The 17,236-nt window shown below is 38.7% G+C and carries 19 protein-coding genes; 18 read left to right on the plus strand and 1 reads right to left on the minus strand.

What is annotated here, in order from left to right:
* The first annotated feature begins 97 nt into the window (after positions 1–97).
* The 18 genes from AB9L17_RS06105 to AB9L17_RS06190 all read left to right on the plus strand — a co-directional run bounded on the left by AB9L17_RS06105 (position 98) and on the right by AB9L17_RS06190 (position 16,486).
* A complete protein-coding gene (locus tag AB9L17_RS06105; protein WP_068983081.1) occupies positions 98–1,837 on the plus strand; it encodes a 2-oxoacid:acceptor oxidoreductase subunit alpha in 1,740 nt (579 codons plus the stop codon).
* Positions 1,837–2,703 carry a 2-oxoacid:ferredoxin oxidoreductase subunit beta gene (locus AB9L17_RS06110; RefSeq protein ID WP_068983080.1) on the plus strand — a complete coding sequence of 289 codons (867 nt, stop codon included), beginning with the start codon at positions 1,837–1,839 and terminating at the stop codon, positions 2,701–2,703. Before AB9L17_RS06105 ends, AB9L17_RS06110 begins: the two co-directional genes overlap by 1 nt.
* A gap of 349 nt (positions 2,704–3,052) precedes the next feature.
* Complete coding sequence (locus tag AB9L17_RS06115) at positions 3,053–3,244, plus strand: hypothetical protein (protein WP_375200210.1); 192 nt, start codon at positions 3,053–3,055, stop codon at positions 3,242–3,244.
* 63 nt (positions 3,245–3,307) lie between these two features.
* Positions 3,308–4,015 (plus strand): lantibiotic protection ABC transporter ATP-binding protein, encoded by a 708-nt coding sequence (locus AB9L17_RS06120; RefSeq protein WP_375200211.1) that lies wholly within the window; start codon positions 3,308–3,310, stop codon positions 4,013–4,015.
* A 1-nt stretch (position 4,016) separates the two neighbouring features.
* A complete protein-coding gene (locus tag AB9L17_RS06125) occupies positions 4,017–4,745 on the plus strand; it encodes a lantibiotic immunity ABC transporter MutE/EpiE family permease subunit (RefSeq protein ID WP_068983078.1) in 729 nt (242 codons plus the stop codon).
* 3 nt (positions 4,746–4,748) lie between these two features.
* Positions 4,749–5,504: a lantibiotic immunity ABC transporter MutG family permease subunit gene (locus tag AB9L17_RS06130; RefSeq protein ID WP_068983077.1), complete on the plus strand. Its 756-nt coding sequence runs from the start codon at positions 4,749–4,751 to the stop codon at positions 5,502–5,504.
* A 23-nt stretch (positions 5,505–5,527) separates the two neighbouring features.
* Positions 5,528–6,190 (plus strand): response regulator transcription factor, encoded by a 663-nt coding sequence (locus tag AB9L17_RS06135; RefSeq protein WP_375200212.1) that lies wholly within the window; start codon positions 5,528–5,530, stop codon positions 6,188–6,190.
* Complete coding sequence (locus AB9L17_RS06140) at positions 6,178–7,563, plus strand: sensor histidine kinase (protein WP_068983075.1); 1,386 nt, start codon at positions 6,178–6,180, stop codon at positions 7,561–7,563. Before AB9L17_RS06135 ends, AB9L17_RS06140 begins: the two co-directional genes overlap by 13 nt.
* Positions 7,564–7,811: 248 nt before the next feature.
* Entirely contained in the window at positions 7,812–8,189 is a 378-nt protein-coding gene (locus AB9L17_RS06145; protein WP_223552643.1) for an ELKS/Rab6-interacting/CAST family protein, read from the plus strand.
* A gap of 235 nt (positions 8,190–8,424) precedes the next feature.
* A complete protein-coding gene (locus tag AB9L17_RS06150) occupies positions 8,425–9,513 on the plus strand; it encodes an ABC transporter substrate-binding protein (protein ID WP_375200213.1) in 1,089 nt (362 codons plus the stop codon).
* Entirely contained in the window at positions 9,503–10,339 is an 837-nt protein-coding gene (locus tag AB9L17_RS06155) for an alkaline phosphatase family protein (RefSeq protein ID WP_068983072.1), read from the plus strand. The genes AB9L17_RS06150 and AB9L17_RS06155 overlap by 11 nt, the downstream gene beginning before the upstream one ends.
* 185 nt (positions 10,340–10,524) lie before the next feature.
* On the plus strand, positions 10,525–10,683 hold the full coding sequence (locus tag AB9L17_RS06160; protein WP_375200214.1) for a hypothetical protein: 159 nt from the start codon (positions 10,525–10,527) through the stop codon (positions 10,681–10,683).
* Positions 10,684–10,730: 47 nt separating this feature from the next.
* A complete protein-coding gene (locus AB9L17_RS06165) occupies positions 10,731–11,573 on the plus strand; it encodes an ABC transporter permease (RefSeq protein ID WP_223552648.1) in 843 nt (280 codons plus the stop codon).
* Positions 11,573–12,358, plus strand: a complete 786-nt coding sequence (locus AB9L17_RS06170; RefSeq protein WP_068983071.1) for an ABC transporter permease — start codon at positions 11,573–11,575, stop codon at positions 12,356–12,358. Before AB9L17_RS06165 ends, AB9L17_RS06170 begins: the two co-directional genes overlap by 1 nt.
* Complete coding sequence (locus AB9L17_RS06175) at positions 12,355–13,356, plus strand: ABC transporter ATP-binding protein (RefSeq protein ID WP_068983070.1); 1,002 nt, start codon at positions 12,355–12,357, stop codon at positions 13,354–13,356. Before AB9L17_RS06170 ends, AB9L17_RS06175 begins: the two co-directional genes overlap by 4 nt.
* Positions 13,353–14,138: a DeoR/GlpR family DNA-binding transcription regulator gene (locus AB9L17_RS06180; RefSeq protein WP_068983069.1), complete on the plus strand. Its 786-nt coding sequence runs from the start codon at positions 13,353–13,355 to the stop codon at positions 14,136–14,138. The genes AB9L17_RS06175 and AB9L17_RS06180 overlap by 4 nt, the downstream gene beginning before the upstream one ends.
* Positions 14,135–15,139 carry a histidinol phosphate phosphatase domain-containing protein gene (locus AB9L17_RS06185; RefSeq protein WP_068983068.1) on the plus strand — a complete coding sequence of 335 codons (1,005 nt, stop codon included), beginning with the start codon at positions 14,135–14,137 and terminating at the stop codon, positions 15,137–15,139. Before AB9L17_RS06180 ends, AB9L17_RS06185 begins: the two co-directional genes overlap by 4 nt.
* 99 nt (positions 15,140–15,238) lie before the next feature.
* Positions 15,239–16,486, plus strand: coding sequence for an ATP-grasp domain-containing protein (locus AB9L17_RS06190; RefSeq protein ID WP_375200764.1), 1,248 nt, complete (start codon positions 15,239–15,241; stop codon positions 16,484–16,486).
* Positions 16,487–16,834: 348 nt separating this feature from the next.
* Here AB9L17_RS06190 and AB9L17_RS06195 read toward each other — a convergent pair whose 3' ends face one another.
* Positions 16,835–17,014, minus strand: coding sequence for a hypothetical protein (locus AB9L17_RS06195; RefSeq protein ID WP_375200215.1), 180 nt, complete (start codon positions 17,012–17,014; stop codon positions 16,835–16,837).
* Positions 17,015–17,236 lie beyond the last annotated feature (222 nt).

The raw sequence follows: 17,236 nt of genomic DNA on the forward strand, positions 1-17,236 counted from the left end.
TTAAATCGTGTAATAACAATAGTGCAGACCGTTTCTTCGTGTTAAACTTATGAAGGAAAAAATAAATAGTACACATTGGATTTAAGGAGTTGTTGACATGTTACATCAGCTTTCATGGAAAGTCGGTGGGCAACAGGGTGAAGGGATTGAAAGTACAGGGGAAATTTTCTCAATGGCAATGAATCGTTTAGGTTACTTCCTATACGGTTATCGTCATTTCTCTTCTCGAATTAAAGGTGGCCATACGAATAATAAAATTACAGTTCGTCCAACAGAAGTACGTTCTATTGCGGATGATTTAGATATTTTAGTAGCATTTGACCAAGAAACAATCGACGTCAATTATAAAGAGCTAACAGAGACTGGCATTATTTTAGCGGATTCAAAATTCGATCCAGTGAAGCCAGAAGATTCAAAAGCGCCATTATTTGCGGTACCTTTTACAGAGGTAGCGGCAGAGCTTGGCACTTCGTTGATGAAAAATATGGTGGCAATCGGAGCAACAGCTGCATTGCTGAATTTAGAGGACGAAGTGTTTCAAAATGTTGTAGATGATATTTTTGGCAAAAAAGGCGAAGAAGTTGTTCAAAAAAATATGGAGGCCATTGCACGCGGTCATGAATTAATGAATGAACTTTTAGGTGAGCGTGTAGGTGAATGGGCATTAGCGCCAGCAGATGGCAAACGCCGTATGTTCATGATTGGGAACGATGCAGTAGCACTTGGTGCACTTGCGGCTGGGACACGCTTTATGGCAGCCTACCCAATTACACCAGCATCTGAAATTATGGAATACCTTATTAAAAAATTACCGAAATTCGGTGGTGCGGTTATTCAAACAGAAGATGAGATTGCTGCAGCGACGATGGCGATTGGGGCAAACTTTGGTGGTGTCCGTTCTTTCACAGCTTCAGCTGGTCCAGGTCTTTCATTAATGATGGAAGCGATTGGTCTTTCAGGTATGACAGAGCAGCCACTAGTTGTTGTTGATACACAACGTGGTGGTCCATCAACAGGGTTACCAACAAAACAAGAGCAATCAGATTTAATGGCGATGTTATATGGTACGCATGGTGAAATTCCTAAAGTAGTAATTGCACCTTCTACTATGGAGGAAGCATTCTTTGATACAATCCAAGCGTTTAACATTGCAGAGGAGTTACAATTACCAGTGATTTTAGTGACTGACTTACAATTATCTCTAGGTAAACAATCTGTTGAACCATTTGATTACAATAAAATTGAAATTCGTCGCGGTAAAATTGTTACTGACAACATTGAAGAAGCGGCTGATAAAGCATACTTCAAACGTTATGAAAATACGGAAGACGGTATTTCACCACGTGTACTACCTGGTACGTTAAATGGTATTCACCATGTAACAGGGGTTGAGCATGATGAAACAGGTAAACCATCTGAAGCAACGGGTAACCGTCAAGTACAAATGGATAAACGTTTCCGTAAGCTAGCTGCATTGAAATTTGATAATCCGGTATACTCAAATGCACCACACGAAGATGCTGATATTTTATTAGTTGGCTTTAACTCAACTCGTGGAGCTATTGAAGAGGTACAAGAACGCTTAAATGCTCAAGGTATGAAGGTGAACCATGCGCATATTCGTTTAATTCACCCATTCCCATCTACTGAGGTGGCACCGCTTGTAGCAAAAGCGAAAAAAGTAATTGTTGTAGAAAATAACTACACAGGTCAATTAGCAAATATTATGAAGATGAATGTTGGTGGTCACGACAAAATCGAGACTATTACAAAATATAATGGTACACCATTCTTACCAGGTGAACTAGAAAATCGCGTGAAGGAGTTGACTCGCTAATGGCAACATTTAAGGATTTTCGTAATACAGTGAAACCAAACTGGTGCCCAGGCTGTGGTGACTTCTCTGTTCAAGCAGCGATTCAGCGCGCCGCGGCTAACGTAGGTATTGAACCAAACGAACTAGCTGTTATCTCTGGTATTGGCTGTTCTGGCCGTATTTCAGGTTACATTAATTCTTACGGTTTCCACGGTATTCATGGTCGTGCATTACCAATTGCACAAGGCTTAAAAATGGCAAACCGTGATTTAAATGTGATCGCTTCAGGTGGTGACGGGGATGGCTTTGCGATTGGTATGGGTCATACAATTCATGCCATCCGTCGTAATATCGACGTCACGTACGTTGTTATGGATAACCAAATTTATGGTTTAACAAAGGGGCAAACATCTCCACGCTCTGCTGCAGGATTTATTACTAAATCTACGCCGGGCGGTGCGATTGAGCCGTCATTAAAACCATTAGAAGTAGCTTTAACAAGTGGCGCTACGTTTGTCGCACAAGGTTTCTCTACGGATATTAAAGAGTTAACTGCTTTAATTGAAGCTGGTATTAATCATAAAGGCTTCTCGTTCATCAACGTATTCTCACCTTGTGTAACATACAACAAAGTGAACACGTACGATTGGTTTAAAGAGAACTTAACAAAGCTTGCTGATATTGAAGGCTATGACAATTCTGACCGCGGTATGGCGATGCGTACAGTGATGGAGCATGAAGGTTTAGTAACAGGTATTATTTATCAAGATACTGAAACAACTTCATATCAAGAAAAAGTACCAGGCTACTCAGAGCTACCATTAACAGATATTGATATTAAAATGAGCGAAAATGATTTTAATGAATTAGTGAAAGAATTTATGTAAATTAAATTTCATATTGCATGACAAAAAGCATTTGGGATGTTCTCATTCCAAATGCTTTTCGTGTTTTTTAAGACTGTTATGTCAAATGAATTAAGGTGTTAAAACATTATTGTGTCTGTTGTTACGTTGCACATCACTTTTGCACATAAGAACCGTAGTGCTGAAGTTTTGTTTTATCATTAAAATGACATGAAAGTAGATACATACTAAGTGAGGTTGATTGGAGTGGAGACTGAGCGACTCCTTGGGGATTAGCAAAGAGGAACGAAGGCAAAAACCATCACGTCCTGTGATAACGCCTTCGTGACCAACATCGTGTTGGCCCGAGACCCTGGAGCGAGCAGCGCGAGTGAAGCGGCTCATCGGACGCCCCCAGGAAGCTCTGCTCTGCGCGAAAGCGAAGCGTCAGCGGCAAATGTTTATCTGTGCGAAAGCGAAGCGACAGCAACAAAGCGCTCAGTCGGAACGGAAATCAACCCCTCGTTCTGCGAAGCTATACTCTATCATGATTTTCTTAATGATGCTCCACAAAATTTTTTGATATCCTTATAAAATCCTTATAATCATTTTTTACACTATAATCATCGAAAGGAAGATGATTATTATGGGAGATATTATTTTACAAACAGAAAATCTTAGCAAAAGCTTTAAGAGGCAAAAAATTGTAGAGGATCTGTCGTTAACGATACCTCGCAATACTGTTTATGGTTTGCTTGGTCCAAATGGTGCTGGGAAATCGACTACGTTAAAAATGATTACGGGTATGTTGCATCCGAATGCAGGAAAGATACTTTTTAATGGACGTGAATGGAATCGCAATGATTTACAAGACATTGGTGTATTAATTGAAACACCACCGCTTTATGAAAATTTAACGGCAAGAGAAAATCTCAAGGTTCGAACGATTGCCCTCGGATTGCCGCAGTCACGTATTGACGAAGTATTAAAAATTGTTGACTTGACCAATACAGGAAAAAAACGAGCAGGACAGTTTTCATTAGGGATGAAACAACGCCTAGGGATAGCTATTGCGCTATTAAACTATCCAAAGCTGTTAATTCTTGATGAGCCTACAAATGGTCTTGATCCAATCGGTATTCAAGAGCTTCGAAAACTAATAAGATCTTTTCCAGAGCAAGGTATTACAGTTATTTTATCAAGCCATATACTGTCAGAAGTAGAGCAGGTCGTTGATGAAATTGGCATCATTTCAGATGGTAAATTAGGATATCAGGGGGTTGCCCCACAAGGTCAGGAATTAGAATCATTATTTATGCAAGTAGTGTCTGCTAATAGAAAGGTAGGCATATAAAATGATTTCAATAATGAAGGCTGAAAGATTAAAATGGAAAAAGACTTATATTCCTAAATTAGTTTGGCTAGCCCCCATCGTGACACTGTTACTGAGTGCATCTTTAATGGGAGGAAGTTTTTTTCAAAAGGGTGCTTATAATTGGTGGTATTCAATGCTCCTACCAGGTGCACTGACAATATGTTGTGCGTTAGCGATAGAAAAAGATGCTAAATTGAAATATCATAGCATCCTCGCAATGCCGATCAACCTCAAAAAGATATGGTTTGGCAAAATCCTTACTTGTAGTGCCTGGTTGCTACTCATTACGCTCATTTTCTTTGCAGGTATTACTGCTGGCGGAATACTTTTTGGTCATAGCTTTCCTTTAACAAAAAGTCTTGCAGGTAGTTTATTAATTTTCTTAACGATGCTATGGCAAATTCCACTTTGTCTATTTCTTGCGGCAAAATTGGGTACTTATATAACTATTTTAATCAATCTGGTTGGCAATATTGTGGGGATCGTAGCACTTGCAGATGGGGAGTTTTGGTTTAGCGTTCCTTATGGCATTACAGCAAGACTAATTTGTCCAACTCTTGAGATTTTACCAAATGGTTTGCCAGTGCCTGAAGGTAGCCCGTTATTAAGCATGTCGGTTATAGTTCCAGGTATATTGATTGCTTTAACATGGTTTGCGTTAATCAGCTTCCTTACTGCACGTTGGTTTCAAAAAAGGGAGGCGAAATAGTTCATGGTAATGTTAAGATTACTTAGAGCAGAGCTCCTTAAAACAAAAAGAACGCCTTTTTTGCTTACACATCTAATTGTACCTATTATTATTTCTGGGCTGTTTTTAGCATACTATTCATATTCGCCATGGAATTTTGCATGGAAAATATCCGGTTATTTTCAGGCTCTTTCGTGTGGGTTTCCAATTATTATTGGATTAGTTTGTGCAATGGCAGCGGAGCAAGAAGCAAATGCAGGACATTTTCAGGGGATGCTAACAGCTACTAAAATAAAAATAGTGGCCTATTTAAGCAAGTTGATACTGTTATTATTATTTAGTTTTGGAGCAATATTATTGTCCTTCGGTATTTTTAGTATTGGTTTTATTGAACTTTTGCATGAAGATACTTTTGGTTATCAATTTTATTTCATAGCTGGATGTATTCTATTTGTAAGCTTTGCATTTTTATATATTTTACATTTATTTGTTAGCCTTCATTTTGGTAAAGGTGCCTCTATCGGATTAGGTATTGTCGGCTCACTAATAGTAGCCTTACTCCTCACTGGACTAGGTGATGGTATTTGGTCATTTATACCTTATGGTTGGGGTGGTCACTTTATTTCATTATGGGAAATGAAGGAGTCAGGGCTTGACCTATCGACGGTGGAAATAGGACTACAGGAAGGTATTATTGCTTCAATTTGTGGAACATTGTTCGCATTAGTCCTATCTTGTTTATGGTTTTGGAAATGGGAAGGAAGAAAAACAGAAAGTTAGGGAAAAATGATGAGGGTAGATGTATGGCTAAAATATTAGCAGTAGATGATGAAAAAGATATTTTAGTATTGATAAAAAATGCATTACTAAAAGACGAACATTTAGTAACGGCAATTTCTGACGCGACAGAAGTAAATAAAATGGATCTTGGTACCTTCGATTTAATTTTATTGGATGTGATGATGCCTGAAATTGATGGATTTACTTTATGTGGCCAAATCCGTCATGCGGTTGATTGTCCGATCCTTTTTTTAACGGCTAAATCATTGGAGGAAGACCTTATGTATGGGCTAGGTCTTGGCGCAGATGATTATATTATCAAACCGTTTGGAATTGGGGAACTACGTGCAAGAGTGAATGCTCATTTGAGACGCGAAAAAAGAGAAAGGCGTAGCATTCTTTTTATAGATAACGTCCACTTCAATCTATCTGGCAAAGAGCTGTTTGTAAATGATGAGAAGATAATACTGACAAAAAGCGAATATGAAATATGCGAATTTCTAGCTCGAAATCGAGGGCAGGTATTTTCTAAAGAAAAGATTTATGAAACTGTTTTTGGGTTTGATGGGAAGAGTGACAGTACCGCTATTACTGAGCATATAAAAAATATTCGTTCAAAGCTACATGCTTTTAATGTTGATGCCATTGACACTGTTTGGGGGATTGGATATAAATGGAGACAATGAAGCCTGCTAAAGGAACACGATTACATACTTTTTTTCTTCGATATCTCCTTTTCCTAAGTTTAGGTGTTATTCTGTTAGTGGTCCTACTGATCTGTTTAACGATGTTTGCCCTTTCTACCAACATCGTATTACCAGCAAATTATGAAGAAACTCAAATTTCATTATCAAGGGATCGTATTGCGTCTAGTAGTTCGGTTACAGCTGATATGATCCCAGACCTTGTTGATTACGTAGTATTTTCTAAAGAAGGTAAACTTCTTGCAGGAAATCTTTCAGAGAAGGAAGCTTCAAAAGCTTGGGATGCAATGAAAAAAGAGCAAACCCGAGGTGTCAGCCAATTTTACTCGTTTATAGAGCGAGAAAATGAGATTTGTATATTAAAATACAATATAGTGCCGCAGTATCGTTCGGCTATTATGAGGAAGTATTTACCCAATCCACAGCTTTTAGATATTCTATTATTTATTATAGGGGTTATAACGCTAGCAACTGTCCTTGCGATTCATTTTGGAGGAAATCTTAAGAAAAAAATGTTTGGCTTACAGGAAGCGATTGAAAAAATACAAAATCAAAATTTAGATTTTACGATTAACTCTTCAGGAATCCGTGAAATAGATGAAATATCGATTTCTCTCGAGCAGATGAAAGAGGCCTTAAATAGTTCGTTAAAACAGCAATGGGAAAATGAGCAGACTCGTAGAGAGCAAATTTCTGCTCTTGCCCACGATCTGAAAACACCTCTTACAATTATTCGGGGAAATGCAGAGCTCTTACAGGACACTGTTCAAGACGATATACAAAGAGAATATAATGACTATATTTTGAAAAATACAATTAAAATAGAAAAATTCACGAAAGAGTTAATTGATTTATCAAAGATGGAGAAAAATATCGTTCGTGAAAAAACAAACGTTAAAACGGATGCATTTATGACAGAAATAGAGCATCAAATGAGAGCTCTTTCTCTAGAGAAAAAGCTTCAAGTGGCTGTCCAAAAGGAAATGCTTCCTGATCATATATTTATCGATGAAGAGCAGTTCTATCGTGCAATTTTTAATGTCATTGCCAATGCTGTAGAGCACACACCTGAAAATGGAAGGGTGACATTAACTGCTCAAGGTGCTGCGGATTTTATGCAATTTACGGTTACCGATAGCGGCTGTGGATTTTCTCCGAGAGATTTAAAAGAGGCTACCAAACAATTTTATCGCGGAGATCCAAGCAGAAACGCAGGAAGTCACCATGGGATGGGACTTTATATCGCCCAATCCATTGTTCAGAGTCATGGTGGAACACTGCAAATTGCCAATGATTTATCAGCTGGTGGAGGGAAAGTGACCATAACAATCCCAATCAATGTTGCCATGGGATAATTGCCCTGTCGCTTCGCTTTCTCACAGCAACAAAGCGCCCAGCCAGAACGGAAATCAACCTCACGTTATGGTATGAGCTTTATAAAAATGCTTGGTTAACACTACTGATAAAATATCTTGAGAAAAGAATGATTTTGGCAAATTTGCTAATATCATTCTTTTTTGTTTTGGCAGAAAGGAAAAAAGGGGAGCCTGTCCGGGCAATATTATTGTAAAAAATGCTACAATAAAAGAAAAAAGAAGAGGCGATGCACGTGGATAACGTCATTGATTTTGTCGCAAAGAAAAGAGAGCGTGAAGAAAGGCAGCGTGCGCAGGATTTAGAAAGGTACGTTGCGACACAATGTAATTTTCAACAACCAGAAAAAATTGATGCACTTGTTGATGAAAAGATAATTGAAGTGAAAGATCATACATTATTTCTAGGTTTTTTATCCATTTTAAAAGATGAAAAAATTGACCCGCTTGATATTTTTCAGGATGTTTTTACATTAGAGCCTGCTCGCTTTGAGATGTCCTACAATATGAGATGGTGGTCGGTTGTGCAGCTTGCATTTACATTTTTAACAATTTTAAAGGAGAACGAGCCGCATACATATGCAGACTTTCTTGGTTTTTCTGAATAATCTAGAGTGTGTGCACGTCTTGAAATACTACATAAACGTGCGCATACCTAACTAGATTCTTTTTATCTTCCCCTCAAATAAATGTATATCTTTACAATTTCCCCATTAAATCAATAATTTCTAAATAATTTTTACTGAATATTTTAAATTCCTCCATACTTGCTTAATGTTTGTTTTATAACATAACTGTTGTAAGCAAATAAAAATAAACAAAAACAAATGGAGGTTCCAACTCATGGCAATTCAAAAGTTGTGGAAGAAAGGTCTAATCGGTGCATTAGCAATTTCGATGTTGGCAGCTTGTTCTGACAGTTCGTCTAGTTCCAAGGAGGTAAACAGTGATTTAACGCTTGAAGAAATTACGAAAAAAGCAAAAGAAGAAGGCACTGTAAATTCTGTCGGTATGCCAGACACGTGGGCAAACTGGGTGGAGACTTGGGAAGAACTTGGTACGGAATATAGCCTAAAGCATAAGGATACCGATATGTCGAGTGCCGAGGAGCTAGCAAAGTTTGAGGCAGAAAAGGACGATGCGACTGCAGATATTGGCGACGTAGGAATTGCCTTTGGTCCGATTGCTAAGGACAAAGGTTTAACATTACCGTACAAAACATCTTATTGGGATGAGATACCTGACTGGGCAAAAGATGATCAAGGGCATTGGGTTGTAGGCTATACAGGTACGATTGCATTTTTAACTGATAAAAACAACGTCAAAAACGCTCCAAAATCTTGGGAGGATATTAAAAACGGAGATTACACTGTCAGCATTGGTGATGCACTTACAGCAAACCAAGCACAGTTTGCTATTTTAGCAGCTGCTATGGCTTTTGGTGGCGACGAATCAAATATCCAACCAGGGATAGACTTTTTCGCAGACTTAGCAAAACAAGGGCGTTTACAAGGTGATCCATCTGTAGCGAATTTAGAAAAGGGTGAAATTGACGTAGCCATCTTATGGGATTTTAATGCGCTTGGCTACCGTCACCAAATCGATGAGAAACGTTTTGATGTAGTCATTCCATCAGAAGGATCTGTCACATCAGGATATGCAACGATCATTAATAAATACGCAAAAAATCCTCATGCAGCCATGTTAGCTCGAGAGTATATTTTATCTGATGCAGGTCAAGAAAATTTAGCGAAAGGTTATGCTCGCCCAATTCGTGACAAGGTTCAATTATCTCAAGATGTTAAGGAGCTATTATTACCTGCAGAAATGTACAAAAACGCACAGCCAGTAAAAGATCAGAAGAAATGGGAAGAAACTACAAAACAAATTCCACAACTATATCAAGAGCAGGTATTAATTCATGCAAAATAATAAAGTTGTCTTAATTGTTGTAGACGCTCTTCGTTTTGATACAGCTTGTACCCATATGGGATTTATGCACCATTTAGTTGAACGCAATCTTGCAGCACGTTATAAGGTTTGTTCGGAGGTCCCATCTTTATCAAGACCTTTATATGAAACGATTTTAACGGGGACACCACCTATTGTACATGGTGTGACGAGCAATATGACCGTACGTTTGTCCACGCAAAATAGTTTATTTCATTTAGCGAAAGAAAACGGTCTGTCTACAGCGGCAGCTGCCTATTATTGGGTAAGTGAGCTATACAATCGTGCTCCATTTGTGCATATGGAGGACAGGCTACAATTGGATACGCAGTTGCCGATTGAGAATGGCTTGTTCTATTTTGAGGATCACTACCCAGACAGTCATTTATTTGCTGAAGCTGCATGGCTAATGGATCAAAAGCAACCAGATTTCTTGTATATACATCCGATGAATGTAGATGACGATGGCCATAAATTTACAGCTGACTCAGCACAGTATCGTAATCGTGTTTTAGCCATCGACGTCTTACTATCATTATTTATTCCAAAATGTCTTGAACAGGGTTATGAGGTGATCGTGACAGCTGATCATGGGATGACGAGTGATGGTAATCATGGAGGAACAACAGCTGAGGATCGTCATGTACCGATGTTTGTTATTTCAAATCGCGTTAAAGCAGGCATTAAGGATGAGATTGTATCACAGTTACAAATTGCTCCGCTGTGCTGTCATTTATTGAATATCGAACCTTCTGATGAAATGGTGCCCCTGTTATTAGAGGGGATGCAATCTTTAAAAAGGGCTTAATTTTTATTATTTATTCAGACTTTGAAGATATATCGGAACAATTTTAGCATTTATCGGAACAAAATCACGTTTTATCGGAACAATTTTAACATTTATCGGAACAAAATCACGTTTTATCGGAACAATTTTAACATTTATCGGAACAAAATCTCATTTTATCGGAACAATTTCAGTTTTTATCAACTATGGGCGACTTCTGGGGATTAGCGGCTCATCTGACGCCCCCAGGAAGCTTTGCTCTGTGCGAAAGCGAAGCGTCAGCGGCAATGTTTTCTCTGTGCGAAAGCGTAGTGCTAACGAAGCGGAAATCAACCTCACGTTATAATGATGAACCTTCTTATTAATAAAAATGATTAATCTAAATAATAGCCGCTATTAAATAAAGAAAGAAGTGATTGTTTTGATTTCGAAGCGGCAAACAGTTGCCTGGCTTTCCCCGTTCCTAGTACTTGTCTTGTTATTTTTCTTAGTACCATTACTGTATATGCTAATAACAAGCTTTCAAAATAGTGATGGATTTACACTTGCACACTATCAATCTGTACTAACGAATGATTACATTTTACAGGGCTTTAAAAATAGCATTACACTGTCCGTTATTTCGGCAGTCATTGCCTTAATGGTTACTCTATTTGCAGTTTATGCGATTATGAGATTTTCTGAGCCAGTACGTGAGAAGATTTTAATATTAACAAACTTAACATCAAATTTCTCAGGTATTCCATTAGCATTTGCCTTTATCGTATTACTCGGAAACAGCGGGCTCTTTACCTTGCTATTCGATCAATGGGGGATCGACGCATTATCGTCATTTTCTCTTTATAGCTGGGGTGGCTTGTTACTTATTTATATTTATTTTCAGCTACCGTTAGCGCTAATGCTTTTATACCCAATTTATGATGGAATTCAGCAACAATGGAAGGAAGCAGCGGCACTGCTAGGAGCGTCTACATGGCAATTTTGGGTGAAGATTGGTGTTCCTGTAATGCTTCCTGGGATAGTTGGAACATTTAGTGTATTGTTTGCCAATGCAATGGGAGCGTATGCCTCAGCCTATGCGCTAACTAGTAGTAGTTACAATTTAGTCGCCATTCGTATTGGTTCTCTTATTCAAGGAGATATTTTTGCCCAGCCAGAGCTGGCAAGTGCGATTGCTGTAATATTAGCAGTAACGATGGTGACGGCAATGCTGTTAAGTGAATGGAGTATTTCAAAAACAAGGAGGAAGTTATAGTGAAAAAAAGAGGCTTTGCTGATTTATTCTTCCTTCTGTTAGTAGTTTATTTGGTGTTGCCAGTTGGTGCAACAATGCTTTATGCCTTTGCGACGAATTGGAATAAGACCATTTTGCCAGAAGGATTGACATTGAAATGGCTTGCTACCTTATTTCAGGATGCAGAATTTATACAGGCGTTTGGACGCTCTGTTTTATTGTCGAGTGGGGCTGTAATAATCGCATTGCTCGTGATCGTACCAGCCATTTTCGTCATCGTGTTGTATTTTCCAAAATACGAAAAATGGATTCAGATGGCAGTTGTTATGGTGTATTCATTTCCGGGAATTATTTTAGCAGTCGGGCTCATTCGTGTTTATAGCCAATTTGATGTGCCAATGATTTTAGTCGTTTTAGGGGCCTATGTCATCGGAATCCTTCCGTACATTTACCAAGGGACACGCAATAGTTTACGCAATGTAGATGCTCGGCAGCTTTTAGATGCAGCGCAATTACTGGGAGCATCGAAATTGCAGGCATTTAGCAAAATATTATTACCTACTGTTTACCCAGGCTTATTTGCAGGTGCATTATTATCGTTTTCTGTACTTTTTGGAGAGTTTGTACTGATTAATTTAGTTGTGGGTTCTCGCTTTGAAACGGTACAAATTTATTTAATGAAAAAACTTAGTACAAGTGGACATATTGCCAGTGCAGTTGTCTTTATTTATATCGTTCTTATGGGCTTATTAACGTTCGTGATTGCAAAATTAATGAAACGATCGAAAGGTGCTACAAATCTATGAGTTATCTTGTTATTGAAGGACTTCATAAAAAATATGGACAATCAACTGTTTTGACAAATATAGATATGAAGATTGAAAAAGGTGAATTTATAACTCTGTTAGGTCCTAGTGGCTGTGGTAAGAGTACTATTTTACGTATTGTAGCAGGATTAACAGATGCATCGGCTGGCCAAATTGTCATTGAAGGTAAGGATATGATGGGTGTTCAACCAAAGGATCGCCAAGTTGGTATGGTATTTCAATCATATGCACTATTCCCAAATATGACGGTGAAGGAAAATGTAGCCTTTGGTTTACGCATGCAAAAAGTAAATACTTCTGAAGTTGACCAGCGTGTTCAAGAAATGCTTGCGCTTGTCCACTTATCTGAAAAAGCAAATGCTTATCCGAAAGAATTGTCTGGCGGTCAACAGCAGCGTGTTGCCCTTGCTCGTGCTTTAATTGTCCGACCAAAAGTGTTGTTGCTAGATGAACCACTCAGTGCACTAGATGCCCAAATTCGTAAAAAATTACAGGCAGATTTACGAGCCATTCAACAAAAGCTAGGCATAACGATGATGTTAGTAACGCATGATCAAGAGGAAGCGATGGCTGTTTCCGATAGAATATTTGTAATGAACAATGGGATGATTGCGCAATGTGGAACCCCTACGGCGATTTATACAAGCCCTGAAAGTGAATTTATCGCTAATTTTATTGGACATTACAATGTTTTTACGCGTCCAGCTCTTGAGAACATGATTGGCGAGACGTTACCAAAGGAATGTTCAAAATTTGCAATTCGACCTGAAGCCATTCATCTCGATCAGAGACAGGGGGATGTTTGTATGACTGGAGAGGCGAAGCAGTCGTTAATGAGCGGCAATGTTATTCGAACAACGTTTGAGGGTGAATGTTTCTTTACAATGGAGCAGCTCCATCAACGAGGATATTCGTTTGAGCTGGGCAAAAAATATACGTGCTATGTGGCAAGGGAAGATGTGATTGCATTATCATGACGTATGCAAAAATTGAACGATTTGAATTTATTTTAAAGCAATTAGAGGTTGATGAGAAAATTGTTGTTGCCAATATTGCGGAAGAATTACAAGTGGCACCTGAAACGATTCGCAGAGATTTTGATGAGCTAGAGCAACAGCGTTTATTAACGAGAGTACACGGAGGAGCTGTCAAGTATACACACGTTAGAAATGAACCAGTATTTTTGCGCAAGCTGCAAATGCAAAAAGAGGCAAAACGTAATATAGCTCGTTTGGCAGCTAGACGTATATGTGATGGGGATACAATTGCTGTTGATACCGGTACAACGACGGTGCATATCGCAGATTTTTTACTGGCAGTCGATGATATAACGGTCGTCACGAATTCCATAGCTGCTGCAGTACAATTTAATTTGGCTATTGAAGAGCGACGAATGACGGGTAAGGTAATTTTACTCGGAGGAACGACGAATCCAAGGCAATCCTCAGTAGCAGGAGCTATGACTTTGGAGGTATTAGGGAATATGAATTTTGATAAAGCATTTATATCATGTGGTGGTATTTGTGATGGTATCGTATACGATTACGATTTGGATGAATCGTTAATTTCTAAAAAAATGCTAGACCGTAGCAAGATGAACTTTTTATTAGCGGATGCATCTAAAATAAATGGTAAGTCCTTTTATCAAATATGTCACATCGAGGAGTGCTCGGAAATTCTTTGTGATATTGCTTGTCCAGTGGAGTGGCAAGCATACGAGGAAAAGTGGACGGTATGTAATGGAGGGAAGAGCGGATGATTGATTATCATGTACATTTAGAAGAAGGTCCATATTCATTTCGTTGGCTAGAGCGTACTTCTCAAGCTATTCGTTTTTTTAATGAAGATGAAGCAGCACAAGGTTCTAAAGCATTTGTGGAGTGGCAAATACAGCAGTTGGCAAAGCGATTACAAAGTGGCTGCTATAGTGAGGAATGGTTAGATTTATATCTACAACAGGCTAAACAGCTTGGTTTGCGCGAGGTTGGCATTGTCGACCATCTATATCGTTTTAAGGAGACGCGAACATATTTTGAGCGTTATATGCAGTTGGGTGATAACGAAGTTGGTAAAGTGCAGCGTTACTGGCTTGATCGTGTGATGACGGAAAGCATGGATGATTTTGTGTCAGCTATTAATCGAGCAAAGGCAAAGTGGAGTCGTCATGGTATTTCCTTAAAGCTTGGTATTGAGGCGGATTATTTTGTCGGTGGTGAGGAAGAATTAGCATCATTATTAGCAGCATACCAATGGGATTATGTCATCGGATCTGTCCATTTTGTGGAAGGCTGGGGCTTTGATAACCCTCAAACACAATACATATTTGAGGGTATGAATACAGCTACTTTACAGCAGAACTATACGCGTTTTTTTGCTACAGTAGAAAAAATGATCCTCTCCAATATGTTTGATTTTGTGGCACATTTGGACAACTTTAAAGTATTTGACTATCAAGTGAAGGATACGGTTTTTCTTGACTCTTGGTATGAAAGAATTGCAAAGGCACTTATGACAACACAAACTGCCACTGAAATAAATGCCGGCTTATATTATCGCTATCCAGTAAAGGAAATGTGCCCAGGACCTCGTTTCTTGCAAATTTTAATTGACCATGGTGTAGCCTTTACAATTTCCTCAGATGCACATTTCCCGGACGATTTAGGCAAGTATACATTTGTCAATGCAGAATTACTTAAAAGCTTTGGTGTACAATCAATTGTAGGTTTTGAACAGCGTAAGAAAAAATTAATTCAGATTTAGCACACCGTAGTTCATAATACTTTTAGTTACATAAGTACAAGACAAATTGCATACAAATGATTAAATTCATTTATAAATGAGAGGCGAGTAAATTTGTCAATAAAAGTAGATCAAATCTTTTTGCCGGTAATCATACAATCTGGCCAAAATGCATATGGTGTAGCCCGCTCCTTTTACGAAGCGTACCGTATAAAAAGCCTTGTATTAGAACCCGCATTGAAAACAAAAGGCATTCGAACACTCTTGCTAGGTGGGACACGAGGAATAGCAACTCAAAATAGTCAAATCATCGACTTTCAATATGTGGACCGATTAGATGAACCAGACTATTTTGTACAAGCTTTAATAGACGTCGCGAAGCAGTTCAAAAATAAGAAACTAATCTTACTTGTAGGTGATTGTTATTATGCGGAGCTTATCATTACCAATAAACAGACGCTACAGCGATATTTCATTTTGCCTTATATAGATGAAGATTTAATGAAGCGGATTCGAACAAAGGAAGAGTTTTATAAGTGTTGTGATTTATATAATATTAAATATCCAAAAACGGTGGTAGTGACAAAGGAACATGCAATAAGTGATGTTCCATTTGATTATCCGATGATTATTAAACCATCGAATTCTGTCGAATATACAAGTTGTTCCTTCCCCGAGAAGAAAAAAGTATTTCTTGCAAACAATGAAGAAGAGAAGCAGCGGATTATTAGCAGTATTTATCGTTCTACATATAAAGATTCTTTAATTCTTCAAGAATTTATTCCAGGTGATGATTCTTATATTCGTGTATTAGATGTTTACGTAGGGAAGGATAAGAGGGTTAAATTGATGTGTTTAGGTAACAAACTTCTCGAAGATCCCTCACCACAAAATATTGGGACGTCTCTGGCGATTATGACGGATTTCGACGAACAGCTAATGGACAATATCCGTTATTTTTTAGAGGATATTGGATATGTTGGATATGCGAACATTGACATGAAATTAGATGTTCGTGACGGGGAATATAAAATATTTGAAATGAACTTACGATCGGGTGCTTCTAGCTATTATGTGACAGCGAGTGGTCATAATTTAATGCAGTATGTCGCTAATGATTATATATTCAATGCAAGTCAAGAGCTAACGTATGTTCAGACTAAGCATTTGTGGTCACTGATTCCAGAAAGTGTGTTGTTTAAAGGTTTGAAAAATGAAAAATTGAAAATAGAAGCCAAACGATTAATAAAACAGGGCAAATATTCGAATGCCCTATATTTTAAAGAAGATATGAACGTAAAACGATGGTTAAAGCTGAAACTATACAATTTTTATTTGAATCTAAAATATAAAAAGTACTACAAATAAGGTCAAGCTAAGCGCAGGGACACCTTTGATACAGAATCCTATCAAAGGTGTCCTATTCTTTTTGGGGAATTAAGGTAGCTAAGAGTAATTAAGGCTCATCACCAAAAGTTGTAGATGACATTTGTTAAGACGTATGTTTTGTTTATAAGTTGATTGGAGTGGAGGCTGGGCGACTCCTTGGGGATCAGCGATAGGGGAACGAAGGCTAAGGGCATCACTTCCTGTGATAACGCCTTCGTGACCAACATCGGTGCTGTTGCTGTCGCTGCGCTTTCGCACAAACAAAAGTGCTGTTGCTGTCGCTGCCCTTTCGCACAAACAAAACCCTCTGCTGCCGCTTAGTTAGCACTACGCTTTCGCGCAAAAAGCATCTGTGGCACGAGACCCTGCAGCGAAGCGGTATGGGGAACGAAGGCTAAAAACATCACGTCCTGTGATAACGCCTTCGTGACCAACATCGTTGCTGTTGCTGTCGCTGCGCTTTCGCACAAACAAAAGTGCTGTTGCTGCCGCTGCGCTTTCGCACAAACAAAACCCTCTGCTGGCACTTCGTCAGGACTACGCTTTCGCGCAAAAAGCATCTGTTGGCACGAGACCCTGCAGCGAAGCGGTATGGGGAACGAAGGCTAAAAACATCACGTCCTGTGATAACGCCTTCGTGATCAACTTCCTGTCACTGCCGCTACGTTGCACTGCACTTTCGTACAAAAAACATCGATTGCCCCGACGCCCTTAGGAAGCTTTGCTCTG

It is taken from the genome of Lysinibacillus sp. RS11 (genome assembly GCF_042019215.1).
Lineage (GTDB): Bacteria > Bacillota > Bacilli > Bacillales_A > Planococcaceae > Lysinibacillus > Lysinibacillus xylanilyticus_A.

Excerpts from the sequence above, each read along its gene's own strand:
- AB9L17_RS06175 (WP_068983070.1), top strand. The coding sequence starts at position 12,355 with ATGAGTTATCTTGTTATTGAAGGACTTCATAAAAAATATGGACAATCA.
- AB9L17_RS06150 (WP_375200213.1), top strand. The coding sequence starts at position 8,425 with ATGGCAATTCAAAAGTTGTGGAAGAAAGGTCTAATCGGTGCATTAGCA.
- AB9L17_RS06105 (WP_068983081.1), top strand. The coding sequence starts at position 98 with ATGTTACATCAGCTTTCATGGAAAGTCGGTGGGCAACAGGGTGAAGGG.
- AB9L17_RS06185 (WP_068983068.1), top strand. The coding sequence starts at position 14,135 with ATGATTGATTATCATGTACATTTAGAAGAAGGTCCATATTCATTTCGT.
- AB9L17_RS06135 (WP_375200212.1), top strand. The coding sequence starts at position 5,528 with ATGGCTAAAATATTAGCAGTAGATGATGAAAAAGATATTTTAGTATTG.
- AB9L17_RS06180 (WP_068983069.1), top strand. The coding sequence starts at position 13,353 with ATGACGTATGCAAAAATTGAACGATTTGAATTTATTTTAAAGCAATTA.
- AB9L17_RS06125 (WP_068983078.1), top strand. The coding sequence starts at position 4,017 with ATGATTTCAATAATGAAGGCTGAAAGATTAAAATGGAAAAAGACTTAT.
- AB9L17_RS06145 (WP_223552643.1), top strand. The coding sequence starts at position 7,812 with ATGCACGTGGATAACGTCATTGATTTTGTCGCAAAGAAAAGAGAGCGT.
- AB9L17_RS06130 (WP_068983077.1), top strand. The coding sequence starts at position 4,749 with ATGGTAATGTTAAGATTACTTAGAGCAGAGCTCCTTAAAACAAAAAGA.
- AB9L17_RS06120 (WP_375200211.1), top strand. The coding sequence starts at position 3,308 with ATGGGAGATATTATTTTACAAACAGAAAATCTTAGCAAAAGCTTTAAG.
- AB9L17_RS06140 (WP_068983075.1), top strand. The coding sequence starts at position 6,178 with ATGGAGACAATGAAGCCTGCTAAAGGAACACGATTACATACTTTTTTT.
- AB9L17_RS06160 (WP_375200214.1), top strand. The coding sequence starts at position 10,525 with ATGGGCGACTTCTGGGGATTAGCGGCTCATCTGACGCCCCCAGGAAGC.
- AB9L17_RS06155 (WP_068983072.1), top strand. The coding sequence starts at position 9,503 with ATGCAAAATAATAAAGTTGTCTTAATTGTTGTAGACGCTCTTCGTTTT.
- AB9L17_RS06110 (WP_068983080.1), top strand. The coding sequence starts at position 1,837 with ATGGCAACATTTAAGGATTTTCGTAATACAGTGAAACCAAACTGGTGC.